Genomic DNA, 18,526 nt, shown 5'->3' with positions numbered 1-18,526 from the left:
ATTGTAAAACACCGAGGCGCCCATCGCGCCGTAGGGTCTTTCGGCCCATGCGGACAAAGCAGCCGCTACGCAGCTCCACGGACGCGACCGACGCTACTGCGCCGGCTCCGTTCAACGAAAAAACCCGCGACAGATCGCGGGAAACCGTCGATCGAACATGACGGCCGAAGGAGCCTGGCGTGAGCCGCGAAACGAGGGGCTCGACGAACTAGGCGTGCCCGAGCCCCATGGCCCGTGGACGGAAACCATACGCGAAACCATCCTCGACAATGCGCGCCGCGCGAGTCGTGCGCTCATCCATGGATCGCGGTGCGGCCGATCGCTCCCGGCCGAGGCCCAACGTCAGCCCCTCGGTACGCAATCGCTCGACCGCCTGTCCGCCCAGGCCTTTCACGCGATGACCGAGATCGTCCGCATCCTTGAAGGGGCCGCCGGCGGCGCGTTCGTCGACAATCGCCTTGGCTCGGGCCGGCCCAATGCCCTTCACGGCGCGCAATGCCGCCTCGTCGGCGGTATTGACGTCGACACGAAGATGAACGGCGTGAGCGAATAGAAACGGGCACGCGGCAGCGCATGCCACCGCGAACGAGAGAAAACGCTTGAACATGAGGCCTCCTGACGCTGCGCCGGCCGGCGGGTGCCGACCGTGAGGCCTTAGTCTACGAATTGCGCGCTGCGCGTTACAGTTGGCCGGATAGCCAACGCACGTAGCGATCCACGCCCTCTTGCACCGTCAGGAACGGCGCATCGTAGCCGGCCGCGCGCAGACGGGCCGGATCGGCTTGCGTGAAGCACTGGTACTTGCCGCGCAGCGCATCGGGGAACGGAACGTACTCGATGAGCCCGCGCTGAACCATCTCGGCCAGCGACAGCGCGGGCTGATTCTCCAGCGCGCGCAGCGTGTTGACGACAGACGTGGCAATGTCGTTGAACGGTTGCGCGCGGCCGGTCCCAAGGTTGAAGATGCCCGACTTCTCCGGGTGATCGAAGAAGAACAAATTCACGTTCGCGACATCCTCGACCGACACGAAATCGCGCGTCTGCTCGCCCGCCGCATAGCCGTTGTACTCGCCGAACAGCTTGACCTTGCCCTCGGCGCGAAACTGATTGAAGTTGTGGAACGCGACGGACGCCATGCGGCCCTTGTGCGCCTCGCGCGGCCCGTACACGTTGAAATAGCGGAAGCCCACGATCTGGCTCTTCGCGCTCGGCAAGACACGGCGAACGATCTGATCGAACAGAAATTTCGAGTAGCCGTAGACGTTCAGCGGCGCCTCCACCTCGCGCTCTTCCACGAAGCGGGTCGAGCCGCCATAGATCGCCGCCGATGAAGCGTAGAGAAACTGCGCCCCCTGCGCCAGGCACGCGTCGAGCACGGCACGGCTATAGCGGAAGTTGTTCTCCATCATGTAGCGGCCGTCGGTTTCCATCGTATCCGAGCAGGCGCCCTCATGAAAAACGGCCCGGACCTTGCCGAAATCGCCGCGCGCGAACCGTTCGACGAACTCCGTTTTATCGAGGTAATCGTCGATCTCGCAATCGACGAGGTTCTTGAACTTATCGGCGCGCGTGAGGTTGTCGACGGCAACGATGCGCGTTTCGCCCCGCGCATTGAGCGCTTTGACGAGATTGGCGCCGACGAAGCCGGCGGCGCCGGTGACGATGAGAGTCATGATCGTGGTAGCGGTGGTTCGATAACGAGGAAAGGCAGCGGATGCCGGCGCCAAGCGCCGGGGCTCGGCTACCGGCTAGCGTGCTTGCGGCGGGAACAGCTCGTCGTAATCGACGGTGGCCGTCCCGAGCTTTCCGACGACGATACCCGCAGCGCGGTTCGCCAACGCGACGGCATCCACGAGCGGCAATTTGGCGGCGAGCATGACGGCCAGCGTCGCGATGACGGTGTCGCCGGCGCCCGAGACGTCGTACACTTCGCGCGCGACGGCCGGCGCGGTCAACACCTCGCCATCGGCCGTAAACAGCGTCATGCCCTCCTCGGAACGCGTCAGCAAAAGCGCATCGATTTCGAGCGAGGCACGCAGCGCATCCACACGCGCACGCAAGTCCTCTTCCGACTTCCACTGCCCCACCACTTCGCGCAATTCGGCCCGATTCGGTGTGATCAACGTGGCGCCGCGATAACGCTCCCAGTCGTCGCCCTTCGGATCGACGAGCACCGGCTTGCCGGCGGCGCGGGCCTTCGCGATCATCTGCGTGACATGCGTGAGACCGCCTTTGGCGTAGTCCGACATCAAGATCACGTCATGCGAGGCAAGCAAGGCATCGAAGCGCGCGAGGCCCGCGAGCAACGCCTCGTGCGCCGGCATGTTCTCGAAGTCGACGCGCAGCAATTGCTGCTGACGGGAGAGCACGCGCAGCTTAATGGTGGTCGACAGTTCGGGATCGCGCTCCAGATGCGTTGCCACGCCGCTATCCTTGAGCAGATCGACGATCCGCTCGCCCGGCTCGTCGCCCCCGACCACGCACAGCAGCCCCGCCTTCGCGCCCAGCGCGGCCGCGTTGCGCGCGACGTTCGCGGCGCCGCCGAGCCGGTCTTCCTGCCGCTGCACGTGCACGACCGGCACCGGCGCTTCGGGTGAAATGCGGTTCACGTCGCCGAACCAGTAGCGATCGAGCATTACGTCGCCGACGATCAGCACGCGCGCCTCGCCGAGCCGCTCGCGCGCCACGTGCGGACCGCCCGCAACGTCCACCTGCCGCGGCGCGCTGCTACCGTCACGCGCGGCCGGGTCTTTCGCCGATTCAGCGGCGTGCATCGGTCGTGGGAGCGAGTTGGACATAAGGGCGCCCGATTGCGTAGTAGTCGATGCCGAGTTCGGCCATCGCCAAAGGTTCGTAAAGATTGCGGCCGTCGAAGATCACCGGCGCTTTGAGCACCGACTTCAAATGCGTGAAATCGGGGCTCTTGAATTCCTTCCATTCGGTGACGATCACGAGCGCATCGGCGCCGACGAGCGTCTCGTCTTGCTTCGTCACGAAGGCCAGCCGCGCCATCGCGTCGGGCGCGTCGGCCAAATCGAGCGCGAACACGCGTCGCGCCTCCTCGATCGCCACCGGGTCGTAAGCGCGCACGCTCGCCCCGCGCGCCAGCAGCGCGGCGATCAACCGCCGGCTCGGCGCTTCGCGCATATCGTCCGTGTTCGGTTTGAACGCAAGCCCCCAGACCGCGAATGTGCGACCCGTCAGATTCTCGCCCAAACGGCCGACGATCTTATCGACGAGCACTTCCTTTTGCTCGTGATTGACCGCTTCGACGGCCTCGAGAATGCGCAGGTTGTGCCCGTTCTCGCCGGCGGTGCGCACGAGCGCCTGCACGTCCTTCGGAAAGCACGAGCCGCCGTAGCCGACGCCCGCATAGAGAAAGTGGTAGCCGATACGCGGATCGGAACCGATACCGCGGCGCACCTGCTCGATATCGGCGCCCACGCGATCGGCCAAGTTCGACATTTCGTTCATGAACGAGATGCGCGTCGCCAGCATCGCATTGGCCGCATACTTCGTGAATTCGGCCGAGCGCACGTCCATATAGAGCGTGCGTTCGTGGTTGCGGTTGAACGGCGCGTACAGGCGCTTCATCTTCTCGCGCGCGAGCGTTCCCGCTTCGTCGTCGTCGATGCCGATCACGATGCGGTCCGGCCGCATGAAATCGTCGACGGCGGCCCCTTCCTTCAGAAACTCCGGGTTCGAGACGACGGAAAAACGATGCGCGGCGCTGCCGCCCAGCCCGCGAGCACCAAGCTCCGCGGCGATCACGCCGCGTACGCGCTCCGCGGTGCCGACCGGCACCGTCGATTTATCGACGACTACCTTAAAGCCGTTCGAGTAGCGGCCGATGTTGCGCGCGGCTTCCAAGACGTATTGCAGGTCGGCGGACCCGTCTTCGTCCGGCGGCGTCCCCACCGCGATGAATTGGATGTCGCCGTGCTCGACGCTCGCTTTCACGTCGGTCGAGAACGTGATCCGGCCGTGCGCGCGCGTGCGCGCGATCATCTCTTGCAGGCCCGGTTCGTGAATCGGTACGCCGCCGCTGTTCAGGATATCGATCTTGCGCGGATCGACGTCGAGGCAAAACACGTCGTTGCCGATTTCCGCCAGGCATGCGCCCGTGACGAGGCCGACGTAGCCGGTGCCGATGATGGTGATTTTCATACGCGTTCCACTAGTTGGTGCCGGCCCATGAGCCGGCGCTCGGCCGCTGGCGCCTACACGTGCCGCTCGCGCGCCGCTGGGCCGAAGAATCCATGAAGCCTTGCACGCCCGCCGCACGACGGGCGGCGACACGACGCGTCAAGCCTGTTGTACCGCCGCGATCGGCTCGACGCGGCGCGGGGCATACGTTTCCCAGCCGCTACAGCCCGGGCATTGCCAATAGAACAGCCGCGCCCGGAAACCGCAATTTTGGCATGTGTACCGTGGCAAATTTTTGGTGCGCTGCTTGATCAGCGTCCGCATGAGTTCGAGTTCGCCGCGACGCGGCTCCTCGGCCGCTTCGATCTGCGCGTCGAGCAGGCGCGTCATGCCGGCCAGATTCGGCGCCGCCCGCATTTGCGCACGGGCCAGCCCATGGGCCGCGTCGGCCCCGCAGAGTTGGGCGACATGCGGATAGGCGAGATCGAGCAGATCGCTCGTACCGTATCGTTCGACGTACCCGGTAAGCAGCGCCGCGCCTTCCTGAGCACGCGAGAGCGCGCCGTACGCCTTCATCAGTTTTTCGGCCACGAGCGGCAAGTAAGACGGATTCTGCGATTCGACGCGCTGCCAGGCCGCGATGGCCGCCGCGTGATCGCCGCGCGCGGCGGCGACGTCGCCCGCCAAGATCGTGGCGCGGACATTGTTCGGGTTGTCTTGCAGGGCGGATTCGAGTTGCGTAGCCGCCTCGACCGCGTCCTTACGCTGCAGCGCCTCTTGCGCGAGTTCGCAATGAAACTGAGCGCGCTCTTTGGCCAGCGAATCGGCCCCCATCGTTTCGAGCCGGCCGGCTGCGTCGATCGCTTTGATCCACTCTTTCTCGATCTCGTAGATCGTCAACAGCGCGCGTTGCGCGTCGCGCGCGTACTCGCCCGCGTCGAGCCGGCCGAGCGTTTCTTCCGCGCGATCGAGCAGCCCCGCTTTCAGAAAATCCTGACCGAGTTCGAACAGCGCATGATCGCGCTCGCTCGCCGGCAGATCGGCGCGGCTCAGCAGATTTTGATGAATGCGGATCGCGCGATCCGTTTCGCCGCGCCGGCGAAACAGATTGCCGAGCGCGAAGTGCAGCTCGATCGTTTCCGGGTCGAGCTTGACGACTTCGATGAACGCATCGATCGCCTGATCGGGCTGCTCGTTCAGCAGGAAATTCAAGCCGCGAAAGTACGAGCGCGGGAGGTTGGCGCTCTCGGACAGCAGCGCTTTCAAATCGTAGCGCGACGCCATCCACCCGAGCGCGAACGCGACGGGCACGGCGAGCAGCCACCAAAAATCGAGATCCATGCGAAGGCCGGAAAAGCGGGAATAAAAATGAACGCGCAGCGGCGCTCAAATAACGGGCGGCATCGGCGGCTCGACGACGACGGGCGGCGTCTCCTCGCGCGTGGCACGCAACTCGCGCCTCAAGCGGCCGTTCTCGAGTTTAAGCCGGACCACGGGCGGCAACGCCGAAATCAGGCCCGCGAACAGCCCCACCGCAAAAAAGGCCAAGCCGATCAGAATCAGCGGCGCTTGCCAGGCATATCCGGCGAAGTTCACCGTGGCGCTTTGCGTGTTGGCGAGCGCGAGAACGAGCAACACCACGAACACGAGCACACGGATCAACCAGACGATAAATTTCATAAAGGCTCTCTCGACGGCAACTGCGGTTCTCGATCCAGGCGCAGGGCGCCCGACGCAATGGCGCCCGAACAAAAGTGCCCGTATTGTAATGGAAAGGATGCCGGGCAGGCCCAGGCACCGGCGCGCTGCGTGCAGCCGATGCATGGTTCGTGCCGTGGTAGCTGGGCTGGCGGGCCGGGTTGCCCTGGCTGACGCTCGAACTGCTGCGCGTACCGGCCCCGCTGCCCCGTCGGGGCGCAGATCGCACTCGCACTCGCACTCGCACTCGCACTCGCACTCGCACTCGGGCTCGGGCTCGGGCTCGGGGCTCGATCAAACAAAAAAGCGCCCGAAGGCGCTTTTTTTTCAAACGTGCTTGCCGACACTCGGCATCGGCATTGGCATCGAGACGACGCTACCGATAGAAATCCGCTGCACGCAGCACCCTCCGGAAAGAGCGCACCGCGTCACGTCAGAGATCGTCGTCGGTACGGTCGACGGCCAGGGGCTCGCCGGCCCGTCCATCCACCCGCTCGCGCAATTCCTTGCCGGGCTTGAAGTGCGGCACGTGCTTTTCGGGCACGAGCACCTTCTCCCCCGATTTCGGATTACGCCCGACGCGGGATGGGCGGCGGTTCAAACCGAAGCTGCCGAAGCCGCGAATTTCAATGCGATGCCCTCTGGCCAACGCCTCGGACATCGCATCGAGCATCGTCTTGACCGCGAAATCCGCATCCTTGAGAACAAGTTGCGGAAATCGCGTTGCCAACTGGGCGACCAATTCCGATTTGGTCATACTGCGGCAGACCTCTCAAAGGCTTACTGATTCTGGCCGTCGAGCTTGGCCTTGAGCAGCGCGCCAAGGTTCGTCGTACCCGAAGCCGCCGAGTTCGTGTCGGCCGCGAGGCCGCGCATCGCTTCTTGCTGCTCGGCCGAATCCTTGGCCTTGATCGACAGGTTGATCCCACGCGACTTGCGATCGATGTTGATGATCATCGCGTTGACCTTGTCGCCTTCCTTCAGCACGTTGCGAGCATCTTCCACGCGGTCTTGCGCGATTTCCGAAGCACGCAGGTAGCCTTCGACATCCGCCGTCAGCGTCACGACCGCACCCTTGGCGTCCACTGCCTTCACCACGCCGTCGACGATCGAACCCTTGTCGTTCAGTGCAACGAAGTTGCTGAACGGGTCGCCTTCGAGCTGCTTGATGCCGAGCGAAATGCGTTCCTTCTCGACGTCGATGCCGAGCACGACCGCTTCCACTTCGTCGCCCTTCTTGTACTTGCGAACGGCTTCCTCGCCCGTCTCGCTCCACGACAGATCCGACAGGTGGACCAGGCCGTCGATGCCGCCGGGCAGACCGATGAACACGCCGAAGTCGGTGATCGACTTGATCGCGCCCGTGATCTTGTCGCCCTTCTTGAAGTTGCGGCTGAAGTCGTCCCACGGATTCGGCTTGCACTGCTTCATGCCGAGGCTGATACGACGACGGTCTTCGTCGATCTCGAGCACCATGACTTCGACTTCGTCGCCGAGCTGAACGACCTTCGACGGTGCGACGTTCTTGTTCGTCCAGTCCATTTCCGACACGTGCACCAGACCTTCGATGCCCGACTCGACTTCGACGAACGCGCCGTAATCGGTCATGTTCGTGACCTTGCAGAACAGACGCGTGCCCGACGGGTAGCGGCGCGAGATGCCTTCCCACGGATCGTCGCCCAGTTGCTTGATGCCGAGCGAAACGCGGTTCTTCTCTTGGTCGAACTTGAGGATCTTGGCCGTGACTTCTTGGCCGACCGACAGGACTTCGCTCGGGTGACGCACGCGACGCCATGCGATGTCGGTAATGTGCAGCAGGCCGTCGATACCGCCCAGATCCACGAACGCGCCGTAATCGGTAATGTTCTTGACCACGCCGTTGACGATCGCGCCTTCCTTCAGCGTCTCGAGCAGCTTCGCGCGCTCTTCGCCTTGCGTCGCTTCGATGACGGCACGGCGCGACAGCACGACGTTGTTACGCTTGCGGTCGAGCTTGATGACGCGGAACTCGAGCGTCTTGCCTTCGTACGGCGTCGTGTCCTTGACGGGACGCGTGTCGACGAGCGAACCCGGCAGGAACGCGCGGATGCCGTTGACCATGACGGTCATGCCGCCCTTGACCTTGCCCGTGATCGTGCCGGTCACGAGTTCGTTGTTGTCGAGCGCCTTTTCCAGCGACAGCCACGAAGCGAGGCGCTTCGCCTTGTCGCGCGACAGGATCGTGTCGCCATAACCGTTTTCGAGCGCGTCGATCGCGACCGAAACGAAGTCGCCCGCCTGCACTTCTACCTCGCCCGCGTCGTTCAGGAATTCTTCGAGCGGAATGTAGGCTTCGGACTTGAGACCCGCGTTGACGACCACGAAGTTGTGGTCGACACGCACGACTTCGGCGGAGATCACTTCGCCGGCGCGCATGTCTTGCTTGGTCAGCGACTCTTCGAAAAGGGCCGCAAAAGATTCGGTGTTCGGGTTGGAGGTTTGCAGGTCGGACATAAAAATGCGTAATGGCATGGCTTCGCGGGTGTCAGTGCCGACCGAGTTCGAACTCGGCGCTTATAGGCATGATGCGACTTGATGCGAACGCCATACGGGGTTAAGGGTTGATCCCACGCTCAGGGCACCGCCACCGGTACCTCGAGCACCTACCGCGCTCGATACCAATTCACCACTTCGCCGACCGCCTGGTCGATCGAAAGCGCCGAAGTATCGAGCCGCTTTGCGTCTGCCGCGGGCTTAAGCGGTGCGGCGGCGCGATTGCTATCGCGTTCGTCGCGCTCGCGCAAATCCCGGAGCAAGTCATCCATATTAGCAGAAAACCCTTTTTGGATCAATTGCTTATATCGTCTGGCCGCGCGAGCCTCGACGCTGGCCGTCAAAAACACCTTCAGCACGGCATCCGGGAAGATCACCGTGCCCATGTCGCGGCCGTCCGCGACAAGCCCGGGCTCCTTGCGGAACGCCCGCTGACGCGCCACCAGCGCGGCTCGCACGTCCGGGTGGACCGCGATCGCCGAGGCCCGATTGCCGATTTCCTCGGCACGGATCTCGCTCGATACGTCGACGCCGTCGAGTTGCGCGCAGCCCTCGCGAAACGTGATGTGCAGCTCGCCCACGAGCGCGGCCAGCGCCTGCTCGTCGGTCGGCGCGACGCCGTAGCGAACGCTGGCCAGCGCGGCGAGCCGGTACAACGCGCCGCTGTCGAGCAGGTGAAAGCCGAGCTGGGCGGCCACGAGGGCCGCGACCGTGCCTTTGCCGGAAGCGGTCGGGCCGTCGATCGCGATGACGGGGGTCTGGTGAAACGGGCGAGTCGGTTTCATCTAAGCAAAAAGTCGAGCGTCAATCGCGCTTCAAGCGCGAACGAGCGTTTGAAAGCGTTCGAAATAATCGGGAAACGTCTTGCCGACGCACTTCGGGTCGTTGATCCGCACGGGCACGCCGCCGAGCGAGACGAGCGAGAAGCACATCGCCATGCGGTGATCGTCGTAGGTATCGATCGCGGCATTCGGCGTCAGCTTCGCGGGAGGGGTCACGACGAGGAAGTCTTCCCCCTCCTCGATCGTCGCGCCGACCTTGCGCAGTTCGGCCGCCATCGCCGCAATCCGGTCCGTCTCCTTCACGCGCCAGCTACCGATGTTGCGCAGCTTCGTCGTGCCGCGCGCGAACAGTGCGCACACGGCAATCGTCATCGCCGCATCGGGGATGAGGTTGAAATCCATATCGATCGCTTCGAGCCGGCCATGGTCGTGGCCGCTGCCGCGCACCTCGATCCAATCCTCGGCCATCGTGACGTTCGCCCCCATCGCCGTCAGTGCGTCGGCGAACCCGACGTCGCCCTGAATGCTCGCACGCCCGACGCCGACGACGCGCACGGGCCCGCCCGCGATCGCCCCCGCCGCGAGGAAATACGAGGCCGACGAGGCATCGCCCTCGACCATGATCGAGCCGGGCGAGCGATATCGCGCCCCGGCCGGCACCGAGAAGCGCTGCCAGCCCTCGCGCTCGACGCTCACGCCGAAGCGCTCCATCAGCTTGATTGTGATCTCGATATACGGCTTCGAAATCAGCTCGCCCTCGACTTCGACGACGATCTGGCCGCTTTGCGCGCGCACGAGCGGCAGCGTCATCAAGAGCGCCGTTAGAAACTGGCTCGAGACGTCGCCGCGCACGCGGATCGGTTCGCCGACCGCAATCGCTCCGGCGCGGATGCGCAGGGGCGGAAAGCCTTCGTTCCCTTCGTAATCGATGCGCGCGCCGATTTGACGCAGACCGTCGACGAGATCGCCGATCGGCCGCTCGTGCATGCGCGGCACGCCGTGTACGCGGTAATCGCCGCCGTTGACGGCGAGCGCGGCCGTCAGCGGACGGATCGCTGTGCCGGCGTTCCCGAGAAAGAGGTCGGCGGTCTTGGCGGTGAACGCACCGCGCGTGCCTTGCACGACGCACCGGTCGCCCTCGCGCGCGAGCTTCACGCCGAGTTTCTCCAGGGCATCGAGCATGACGCGGGTGTCGTCGGAATCGAGCAGATTCGAGATCGTGGTCTCGCCTTCGGCCAGCGCCGCCAGCAAGAGCACCCGGTTGGAAATGCTCTTCGAGCCGGGCAAGCGGATCGTGCCTTGCGCCTGCGAGTAGGGTCCGAGATCGAGGTAGTCCATGGGGGTCCTTTTATTTCGGCGCCAGCGGGCCGCTTGGGCGGCCGCCGCATTCCTGCCATTGGGTACGCGCTTCGCGCGAGCGTGCGAAGACGGCCTCGAGCGTCGCGCCGTCGCCCGCGACGATCGCCGCGCGCAATTGCGCCAGCACCGTCGTGTAGCCGTCCAGCTCTTCGACAAGCGCGTATCGATTGGCCAGGCAGACGTCGCGCCACATTTCGGGGCTCGATGCCGCGATGCGCGTGAAATCGCGAAAGCCGCCGGCCGCGAAGAAAAATTTCAGCGCCGCATCGGGCGCGTTCAAGATGCGCTCGACGAGCGCGAACGACAGCAAGTGCGGCAAATGGCTCACCGCGGCAAACACGCGATCGTGCTGCTCGTGGCTCATCGTGCTGACGCGCGCGCCCGTCACGGACCACATCGCGTCGATTCGGGCCACGTCGGCGGGTCGATTCTCGGGCAGCGGGCACAAGACGACGTTGCGGCCCACGTACAAATCGGGCAACGCGGCTTCGACGCCGCTCGATTCGCGTCCCGCAATCGGATGGCCGGGAACGAATTGCGCGGCACGCTCGCCAAGCGCCGCACGCGCGGCGGCGACAACGTCCGATTTCGTGCTGCCCGCATCGGTGACGATCGTGCGCGCATCGAGCAACGGCGCGATGCGTGCGAGCAAGGGCTCGGTTTGTGCGACGGGGGCGGCGAGCACAACGAGATCGGCGCCCGCTAGCGCGGCGGCGATCTCGCCGTCGTCGCCAAGCGACGCAACGTCGTCGACGACGCCCAATTCAAGTGCGCGCTCGGCTGAGCGGCGCGTACGGCCGACGCCGACGATGCGCCCGGCGCGCTGCTCGGGACCGCCCCGCTCGCGCAAGGCCCTCGCGAGCGAGCCGCCGATCAGCCCCACGCCGAAAATCACGAGTTTGTCGAAAGTAAACGTGGTCAAAACTGGCTCGCAAGCGGAAAAAAGCGCGCGCACCGAACGCGCGCAAGGTTTGCGGCGCCGCCCTCAGGCCGGCGCCAGCGATTTTTCGAGTGCGGCGATGAACGTTTCGTTCTCGTCGGGCAGGCCAATGGTGACGCGCAGCCATTGGGGCAACCCGTAATTGCCGACCGGACGCACGATCACGCCCTGCCGCAGCAGCGCCAGATTGACGCGCGCACCGGCGCCCTCGTCGTCTCCGACGCGCACCAGCACGAAATTGCCGAACGAGGGCACGTACTCGAGACCGAGCCGATCGAACGCTTGCGTCAGATAACGGTAGCCCGCGGCATTGAGTTCGGCCGTCTTCTCGAGGAACGCGGCGTCGTTAAGTGCCGCAATCGCGGCGGCTTGGGCGATCGTGTTGACGTTGAACGGCTGGCGCAGCCGGTTCAAAAGATCGGTCAACTCGGGCTGCGCGATCGCGAAACCGACGCGCAAACCGGCCAAGCCGAAGGCTTTGGAGAACGTGCGCGACACGACGAGGTTCGGATAACGGCGCACCCAGGCGATCGAATCGTAGCGGCGGTCGGCCGCGAGATATTCCGTATAAGCCTCGTCGAGCACGACCACCACGCGTTTCGGTACCTTGTCGAGAAACGCTTCGAGCGCGGGTCCTTCGATGAACGTGCCCGTCGGATTGTTCGGGTTGGCGATGAACAGCAGGCGCGTGTCTTCTTCGATCGCGGACAGCATCGCATCGAGATCGTGCCCGTGCTTCACCGCGGGCACGACGATCGCACGCGCGCCGAGGCCTTGCGTCGCCAATGCGTACACGGCGAACGAATACTGCGAATAGACGACCGACTGCCCCTTCTCGACGAAGGCGTGCGCAGCGATTTCGAGAATGTCGTTGCTGCCGTTGCCGAGCGTGATCCATTCGGCCGGCACGCCGTAGCGCGCGGCGAGCGCAGCCTTGAGTTCGAACGCGTTCGCATCGGGATAGCGGCCGAGTTCGGCGGCCGCCCGCGCCATGGCGAGTTTGGCCGACTCGGGCACGCCGAGCGGATTCTCGTTCGACGCGAGCTTGACGATGTGCGCTTCGTCGAGCCCGAACTCGCGCGCGACTTCCGAAATCGGTTTACCGGCGACGTAAGGGGCGATTTGCCGCACGTAGGAAGGGCCGTATTGCATCGTCATGAATGTCTCCAAAGCGGACTGTTCGAATTCGTTGGACCGACCGATGCACGCGCGCATCGAGCCCGTCGAGCGTGCCGGGTCGGTCGGGTCGGTCGGGTCTGGCAGGGCGCGAGCATGAGCGGGACTCGCCCTAGCGCGAGCGCGGGTACGAGCCGAGAATCTTGAGGAACGCGGCCTTCTTCTCGAGTTCGGCAAGCGCGGCCGCAACCGGCGGATCCCCGCGATGGCCTTCGACGTCGATATAGAAGTAGTACTCCCACGTCCCGACGCGCGCGGGGCGCGACTCGAATCGCGTCATCGACACGCCGTGCCGGGCCAGCGGCTCGAGCAGTTTGAAGACGGCGCCCGGCTCGTTCTTCACCGACACGATTAGCGACGTTCGGTCGTTCCCGGTGGAGCCCGCCGGCGCATGGCCGATCATCACGAAACGGGTTCGGTTGTGAGGATCGTCCTGAATCATCGCGTTCGCGACCTGCAGCCCGTAAAACGACGCCGCCCGATCGCTGGCGATCGCCGCGACGGTCGGATCGAGCGAGGCCAAACGCGCTGCCTCGGCATTGCTGGAAACGGCTTGACGCTCGATGTGCGGCAGGTGCGCCGTGAGCCAGCGCTGGCACTGCGCCAAGGCCTGCGCATGCGCGCAGACACGCACGATGCCCGTCAGTGCGCCGCTTTGCGTCAGCAAGTTGTGTCGAATCGGTAACGCGAGTTCGCCACCGATCGTCAGCTGAGACTGAAGCAGCAAATCGAGCGTGCGCGATACGGCGCCCTCGCTCGAATTTTCCACCGGCACGACACCGAACTGCGCACTGCCCGCCTCGACTGAGCGAAACACTTCGTCGATCGACTGGCACGACAGCCCCCCGATCGAATGGCCGAAGTACTCGACCATCGCCTCTTCGGTATAGCTGCCAACCGGGCCGAGATAAGCGGCGGTCACCGGCTGTTCGAGCGATCGGCTCGCCGCCATGATCTCGCGCCAGATCGCGCTGATGTGATCGCCCTCGAGCGGACCGTCGCTCAGCGCCTGCAAGCGCGAAATGACCTGTTGCTCGCGCTCCGGCCTAAAGACCGGGGCGTTGTACTGTTTCTTGACCTCGCCCACTTCGAGCGCGATCGCTGCGCGCCGATTGAGCAGCGCGATGACCTGCGCGTCGATCGCATCGATCTGGTCGCGCAGCGGCTTCAGCTTTGAATTGAGTTCGTCGTCCATGCGTAAAACGGCCGTGTCGAAAACGGGCGGCGCGACGCGCACGCCCTGCCCCGCGCGGTTAGGCGCGAGTGCGTTCGAATTCCTTCATGTACTCGACGAGCGCGGTGACGCCTTCGAGCGGCACCGCGTTGTAGATCGAGGCCCGCATGCCGCCGACGGACTTGTGGCCCTTGAGCTGCATCAGCCCGCGCGCTTTCGCGCCGGCAAGGAAATCTTCGTTGCGCGATTCGTCCGCGAGGAAGAACGGCACGTTCATCCGCGAACGCGAATCGCGCTCCACTTTGTTGATATAAAAGCTGCTTGCATCGATCGTGTCGTAAAGCAGCTTCGACTTTTCGAGGTTGCGCGCCTCGATTTCCTGCAACCCGCCTTGGCGCTTGAGCCATTGGAAAACGAGGCCCGCGATGTAGATCGCGTACGTGGGCGGCGTGTTGAACATCGAATTGTTCTCGGCCACGATGCGCCATTCGAAGGCCGACGGGCAAATCGACAACGCGCGGTCGAGCAGATCCTCGCGTACGACGACGATCGTCAAACCGGCCATGCCGATGTTCTTTTGCGCGCCGCCGTACATCACGCCGAATTTGGCCACGTCGAGCGGCCGCGACAGCACATGCGAGGAAACGTCGGCCACCAGCGGAACGTCGCCCAATTCCGGAATATCGAACGTCTCGACGCCGTGGATCGTCTCGTTCGTGCAAAGATGGACGTAGGCCGGATCGTCGGACAATTGCCATTCGCCGCGCTTAGGGGCGCGCGTGAAACCTTCCGCGGTCTCGCCCGAGGCGGCCACATGCGGCTTGCAGTACTTGCCGGCTTCCTTGAGGGTTTTTTGCGACCACGAGCCCGTGACGACGAAATCCGCCACGTCGCGTTTGCCCAGCATGTTCATCGGCACGATCGCGTTTTCGCCGAGCCCGCCGCCCTGCAAAAACAGCACGCGGTGGCTCGCCGGCGCTTGCAGCAAGTCGCGCAGATCCGTCAGCGCTTGCTCGTGGATCGACATGAATTCGCGCCCGCGATGGCTCATCTCCATCACGCTCATGCCGCTGCCATGCCAATCGAGCATTTCGTCGGCCGCCTGACGCAACACTTCTTCGGGCAACGCCGCGGGCCCGGCCGAGAAATTGAACACGCGCATCGAGAAACCCCTGAGAAAGTGGATGAACGGGTGAGCGGACTAGAACGCCCCCGCACGCCGCCGACGCATGCGCCGGACTCAAGTCAGAAATAGATAATGGCCGTTCGCGCATTTCGCGCAAACGGCCATTATCGCACCACCGATTGAAAACCGCTCGCCTAGGCCCGCTGTAAGGGCGCAGGCACGCAGCCCGAGCGCGCCGACCCGATAGCCGGTGCAACTCGGGCCCGCACGGGTTTTACTTGCCGGGCTTGACGGAGGCGACTTCCTTGTCGGCTTGCGCACGGGTGGCGTCGACCGCTTGTTTCATATACTTCTGCATCAGGCTGCCCACAACGTCACGGCCCACCTGATCTTGCACTTGGATGAACTTGCGGCCCGTCGAACTCTTGTAGAACTTCGTCAGATCCTTGATTTCATCCGTCGAGTAGTATTTCGCGTAGGCGTCGTACTGCGCTTGCATTGCGTCGTTACGGAATGCGTCCGTCGTGAACACTTGACCCGCCGAATCCACGAGCTTTTGCACAGCATTCTTCTGCAACGTCGGCACCGCAGCCTGCTTTTGCTTGTCGGTCAGCGTCTTGTTCTCCGACAGCGCTTCCGACAGGATTTCAGGCACGTACTGCTTCGCTTGCATCTGAGCGCTGTTAGCGATCGCACCGACGAGCTTCTGCGCGTCGATCGCATCGAGCAGCTCCTTGATCGCGGCTTGCTTGGCCGGATCCACCGGCGCGGCGGCAGCCGCCGCCGGAGCCGCCGGCGCTTGGCTCTGGAGGGCTTGCGCCATCGCGAAAGTCGGCACGAAAGCAGCCAGCAGCATCCATTGCTTGAATCGTCGTTGCATCATCACTCCCTCAAAAAAATGAATCGTTCGCGCGCGACACGTTGCCGCCGGTTCGCCGCACCCGCCGGCCTCAGCCGCGACAGGCACCCTCACCACGCTCGCGATCGCTCGCACGCTTCGTTGTCTTTCGTCGAACCGGCGCCCACACGGCGCCAGTCGATCTATCTTCACGGCTGCCCGCCGTCCTCGCCTGCTTCGTCGTCGGCCGCACCGTCGATGTCCACGTCGGAATCGGCTTCCGCGATCTGCTGCAGGCCCGACAGCTTCGTACCCTCGTCAAGGCTGATGAGTGTAACACCCTGCGTGGCCCGTCCCATCTCGCGAATCTCGGCGACACGTGTGCGAATCAACACACCCGTGTTCGTGATCAGCATGATTTGATCTTCGGCGTCGACCAAGGTCGCCGCCACCACCTTGCCGTTACGCTCGGAGGTCTGGATCGCGATCATACCCTTCGTGCCGCGCCCGTGCCGGGTGTATTCGGTGATCGGCGTACGCTTGCCGTAACCGTTTTCGGTCGCTGTCAGCACCGTTTGGGTTTCGCTGCCGGCCACGAGCATCGCGATGACCTGCTGCCCGTCTTCGAGCTGCATGCCGCGCACGCCGCGCGCCTCGCGGCCCATCGGACGCACGTCGTTTTCGTCGAAGCGCACCGCCTTGCCGGCGTCCGAGAACAGCATGACGTCGTGCTGACCGTCGGTGATCGCCGCACCGATCAGGAAATCGCCCTCGTCGAGACCGACGGCAATGATACCTTTGCGCAATGGTCTGCTGAAAGCCTCGAGCGGCGTCTTCTTGACGGTCCCGAGCGAAGTCGCCATGAACACGAACTTATCGGCCGAGAACTCCTTGACCGGCAGCACGACGTTGATCTTCTCGCCCTCTTGGAGCGGGAACATGTTGACGATCGGCCGGCCGCGCGAGTTCCGCGAGCCTTGCGGCACCTCGTACACCTTGACCCAGTAGACGCGGCCGCGATTCGAGAAGCACAGCATGTGATCGTGCGTGTTCGCGATGAACAGCGTATCGATCCAATCGTCTTCCTTCATCTGCGTGGCTTGCTTGCCGCGCCCGCCGCGCTTTTGCGCACGGTATTCCGACAGCGGCTGCGACTTCACGTACCCCGTATGCGACATCGTCACGACCATGTCCTGCGGCGTGATCAGATCCTCGGTATTGAGTTCGGTCGCGTTCAGTTCGATCTTCGAGCGGCGCGCGTCGCCGAACTCCGCTTTCACGGCCGTCAGTTCGTCGCCGATGATGGCCGTAATGCGCTCGGGGCGCGCGAGAATATCGAGCAAATCGGCGATCTGAGCCATGACTTCGCGGTACTCGCCGATGATCTTGTCTTGCTCGAGCCCCGTCAGGCGCTGCAAACGCATTTGCAGGATTTCCTGCGCCTGCGTGTCGGACAGCTTGTACAAGCCGTCGCCCTGCATGCCGAACGCCGGGTTCAACCCTTCGGGACGATACGCCTCGCGTCCGCCGGCCGAGGCGTTGTCGGACTCGGCGCGAGCCAGCATGTCGCGCACGAGCGACGAATCCCACGCGCGCGCCATCAAATCTTGCTTGGCGATCGGCGGTGTCGGCGCGGCCTTGATGATGGCGATGAATTCGTCGATGTTCGCGAGCGCGACGGCCAGCCCTTCGAGCACGTGGCCGCGTTCGCGCGCCTTGCGCAGTTCGTATACAGTGCGCCGCGTCAGCACCTCGCGCCGGTGCGCGAGGAACGCGTCGAGCATCTCCTTCAAATTCAGGAGCTTGGGCTGCCCGTCGACGAGCGCAACCATGTTCATGCCGAACGTGTCCTGCAGCTGGGTCGCTTTGTACAGGTTGTTCAGCACGACCTCGGGCACTTCGCCGCGCTTCAGTTCGATGACGACGCGCATCCCGCTCTTGTCCGATTCGTCGCGGATATCGGAGATGCCTTCGAGCTTCTTCTCGTTGACGAGTTCGGCGATACGCTCGAGCAGCGAACGCTTGTTCACCTGATACGGCAGCTCGTCGACGATGATCGCCATGCGCTGGCCGCGGTCGATTTCCTCGAAGTGCGTGGCGGCCCGCATGACGACGCGGCCGCGTCCCGTCCGATAGCCGTCGCGCACGCCGGCCACGCCGTAGATGATGCCGGCTGTCGGGAAATCGGGGGCGGGGATGATCTCGATCAGTTCGTCGATGCTCGCCTGCGGATTTTTCAGCAGATGGTGGCAGGCATCGACGACTTCGTTCAGATTGTGGGGCGGAATGTTGGTCGCCATCCCCACGGCAATGCCCGAAGAACCGTTGATCAGCAGATTGGGAATACGCGCCGGCAGGATCAGCGGTTCGTTTTCGCTGCCGTCGTAGTTCGGCCCGAAATCCACCGTTTCCTTGTCGATGTCGGCGAGCAGTTCGTGGCCGATCTTGGCCATGCGGATTTCGGTGTATCGCATGGCGGCGGCGTTGTCGCCGTCGATCGAACCGAAGTTGCCCTGGCCGTCCACCAGCATGTAGCGCAGCGAGAAATTCTGCGCCATGCGCACGATGGTGTCGTACACCGCGGTATCGCCGTGGGGATGGTATTTACCGATGACGTCGCCGACGATACGCGCCGACTTTTTATAGGCACGGTTCCAGTCGTTGTTCAGCTCGTGCATCGCGTACAGTACGCGGCGGTGCACCGGCTTCAGGCCGTCCCGGACATCGGGGAGCGCCCGTCCCACGATCACGCTCA

16 protein-coding genes are annotated in these 18,526 nt (G+C 64.0%); all 16 read right to left on the bottom strand.

Annotated features, from left to right (window positions below; genetic code table 11):
• Positions 1 to 208: 208 nt before the first annotated feature.
• Positions 209 to 607 (bottom strand): ComEA family DNA-binding protein, encoded by a 399-nt coding sequence (locus tag ACTHN9_RS26055; protein ID WP_440539701.1) that lies wholly within the window; start codon positions 605 to 607, stop codon positions 209 to 211.
• A gap of 73 nt (positions 608 to 680) precedes the next feature.
• Positions 681 to 1,673, bottom strand: a complete 993-nt coding sequence (gene rfaD / locus ACTHN9_RS26050) for an ADP-glyceromanno-heptose 6-epimerase (RefSeq protein ID WP_440539700.1) — start codon at positions 1,671 to 1,673, stop codon at positions 681 to 683.
• Between the two features lie 75 nt (positions 1,674 to 1,748).
• The gene (gene rfaE1 / locus ACTHN9_RS26045) at positions 1,749 to 2,798 is read right to left on the bottom strand and encodes a D-glycero-beta-D-manno-heptose-7-phosphate kinase (RefSeq protein ID WP_440539699.1); all 1,050 of its coding nucleotides are present in this window, start codon (positions 2,796 to 2,798) and stop codon (positions 1,749 to 1,751) included.
• Positions 2,761 to 4,167 carry a UDP-glucose dehydrogenase family protein gene (locus ACTHN9_RS26040; protein WP_440539698.1) on the bottom strand — a complete coding sequence of 469 codons (1,407 nt, stop codon included), beginning with the start codon at positions 4,165 to 4,167 and terminating at the stop codon, positions 2,761 to 2,763. Before ACTHN9_RS26040 ends, rfaE1 begins: the two co-directional genes overlap by 38 nt.
• A 138-nt stretch (positions 4,168 to 4,305) precedes the next feature.
• Complete coding sequence (gene lapB, locus ACTHN9_RS26035) at positions 4,306 to 5,487, bottom strand: lipopolysaccharide assembly protein LapB (protein ID WP_440539697.1); 1,182 nt, start codon at positions 5,485 to 5,487, stop codon at positions 4,306 to 4,308.
• A 45-nt stretch (positions 5,488 to 5,532) separates the two neighbouring features.
• Complete coding sequence (locus tag ACTHN9_RS26030) at positions 5,533 to 5,826, bottom strand: lipopolysaccharide assembly protein LapA domain-containing protein (protein ID WP_440539696.1); 294 nt, start codon at positions 5,824 to 5,826, stop codon at positions 5,533 to 5,535.
• A 451-nt stretch (positions 5,827 to 6,277) separates the two neighbouring features.
• The gene (locus ACTHN9_RS26025) at positions 6,278 to 6,601 is read right to left on the bottom strand and encodes an integration host factor subunit beta (RefSeq protein ID WP_440539695.1); all 324 of its coding nucleotides are present in this window, start codon (positions 6,599 to 6,601) and stop codon (positions 6,278 to 6,280) included.
• A 23-nt stretch (positions 6,602 to 6,624) separates the two neighbouring features.
• Entirely contained in the window at positions 6,625 to 8,355 is a 1,731-nt protein-coding gene (gene rpsA, locus ACTHN9_RS26020) for a 30S ribosomal protein S1 (protein ID WP_440539694.1), read from the bottom strand.
• A gap of 131 nt (positions 8,356 to 8,486) precedes the next feature.
• Positions 8,487 to 9,161, bottom strand: coding sequence for a (d)CMP kinase (gene cmk / locus ACTHN9_RS26015; RefSeq protein ID WP_440539693.1), 675 nt, complete (start codon positions 9,159 to 9,161; stop codon positions 8,487 to 8,489).
• A gap of 30 nt (positions 9,162 to 9,191) precedes the next feature.
• Positions 9,192 to 10,496 (bottom strand): 3-phosphoshikimate 1-carboxyvinyltransferase, encoded by a 1,305-nt coding sequence (gene aroA / locus ACTHN9_RS26010; protein WP_440539692.1) that lies wholly within the window; start codon positions 10,494 to 10,496, stop codon positions 9,192 to 9,194.
• Between the two features lie 10 nt (positions 10,497 to 10,506).
• The gene (locus tag ACTHN9_RS26005) at positions 10,507 to 11,439 is read right to left on the bottom strand and encodes a prephenate dehydrogenase (RefSeq protein ID WP_440539691.1); all 933 of its coding nucleotides are present in this window, start codon (positions 11,437 to 11,439) and stop codon (positions 10,507 to 10,509) included.
• 63 nt (positions 11,440 to 11,502) lie between these two features.
• Entirely contained in the window at positions 11,503 to 12,615 is a 1,113-nt protein-coding gene (gene hisC, locus ACTHN9_RS26000) for a histidinol-phosphate transaminase (RefSeq protein ID WP_440539690.1), read from the bottom strand.
• 130 nt (positions 12,616 to 12,745) lie between these two features.
• The gene (pheA, locus tag ACTHN9_RS25995) at positions 12,746 to 13,828 is read right to left on the bottom strand and encodes a prephenate dehydratase (RefSeq protein ID WP_440539689.1); all 1,083 of its coding nucleotides are present in this window, start codon (positions 13,826 to 13,828) and stop codon (positions 12,746 to 12,748) included.
• A gap of 58 nt (positions 13,829 to 13,886) precedes the next feature.
• The gene (gene serC, locus ACTHN9_RS25990) at positions 13,887 to 14,969 is read right to left on the bottom strand and encodes a 3-phosphoserine/phosphohydroxythreonine transaminase (RefSeq protein ID WP_440539688.1); all 1,083 of its coding nucleotides are present in this window, start codon (positions 14,967 to 14,969) and stop codon (positions 13,887 to 13,889) included.
• A gap of 238 nt (positions 14,970 to 15,207) precedes the next feature.
• Positions 15,208 to 15,813 (bottom strand): DUF2059 domain-containing protein, encoded by a 606-nt coding sequence (locus ACTHN9_RS25985; protein ID WP_440539763.1) that lies wholly within the window; start codon positions 15,811 to 15,813, stop codon positions 15,208 to 15,210.
• 167 nt (positions 15,814 to 15,980) lie between these two features.
• A partial coding sequence (gene gyrA, locus ACTHN9_RS25980; RefSeq protein WP_440539687.1) for a DNA gyrase subunit A occupies positions 15,981 to 18,526 on the bottom strand: 2,546 nt, incomplete at its 5' end.

The sequence above is a fragment of the Trinickia sp. genome, assembly GCF_051953405.1.
Lineage (GTDB): Bacteria > Pseudomonadota > Gammaproteobacteria > Burkholderiales > Burkholderiaceae > Trinickia.
This window is presented reverse-complemented; position numbering and strand designations above follow the sequence as displayed.

Bases quoted from the DNA above. Each gene is read 5' to 3' on its own strand.
- ACTHN9_RS25985 (WP_440539763.1), bottom strand. From the start codon at position 15,813: ATGCAACGACGATTCAAGCAATGGATGCTGCTGGCTGCTTTCGTGCCG.
- serC (WP_440539688.1), bottom strand. From the start codon at position 14,969: ATGCGCGTGTTCAATTTCTCGGCCGGGCCCGCGGCGTTGCCCGAAGAA.
- rpsA (WP_440539694.1), bottom strand. From the start codon at position 8,355: ATGCCATTACGCATTTTTATGTCCGACCTGCAAACCTCCAACCCGAAC.
- ACTHN9_RS26025 (WP_440539695.1), bottom strand. From the start codon at position 6,601: ATGACCAAATCGGAATTGGTCGCCCAGTTGGCAACGCGATTTCCGCAA.
- rfaD (WP_440539700.1), bottom strand. From the start codon at position 1,673: ATGACTCTCATCGTCACCGGCGCCGCCGGCTTCGTCGGCGCCAATCTC.
- hisC (WP_440539690.1), bottom strand. From the start codon at position 12,615: ATGACGATGCAATACGGCCCTTCCTACGTGCGGCAAATCGCCCCTTAC.
- pheA (WP_440539689.1), bottom strand. From the start codon at position 13,828: ATGGACGACGAACTCAATTCAAAGCTGAAGCCGCTGCGCGACCAGATC.
- aroA (WP_440539692.1), bottom strand. From the start codon at position 10,496: ATGGACTACCTCGATCTCGGACCCTACTCGCAGGCGCAAGGCACGATC.
- ACTHN9_RS26040 (WP_440539698.1), bottom strand. From the start codon at position 4,167: ATGAAAATCACCATCATCGGCACCGGCTACGTCGGCCTCGTCACGGGC.
- ACTHN9_RS26055 (WP_440539701.1), bottom strand. From the start codon at position 607: ATGTTCAAGCGTTTTCTCTCGTTCGCGGTGGCATGCGCTGCCGCGTGC.
- ACTHN9_RS26030 (WP_440539696.1), bottom strand. From the start codon at position 5,826: ATGAAATTTATCGTCTGGTTGATCCGTGTGCTCGTGTTCGTGGTGTTG.
- lapB (WP_440539697.1), bottom strand. From the start codon at position 5,487: ATGGATCTCGATTTTTGGTGGCTGCTCGCCGTGCCCGTCGCGTTCGCG.
- rfaE1 (WP_440539699.1), bottom strand. From the start codon at position 2,798: ATGTCCAACTCGCTCCCACGACCGATGCACGCCGCTGAATCGGCGAAA.
- cmk (WP_440539693.1), bottom strand. From the start codon at position 9,161: ATGAAACCGACTCGCCCGTTTCACCAGACCCCCGTCATCGCGATCGAC.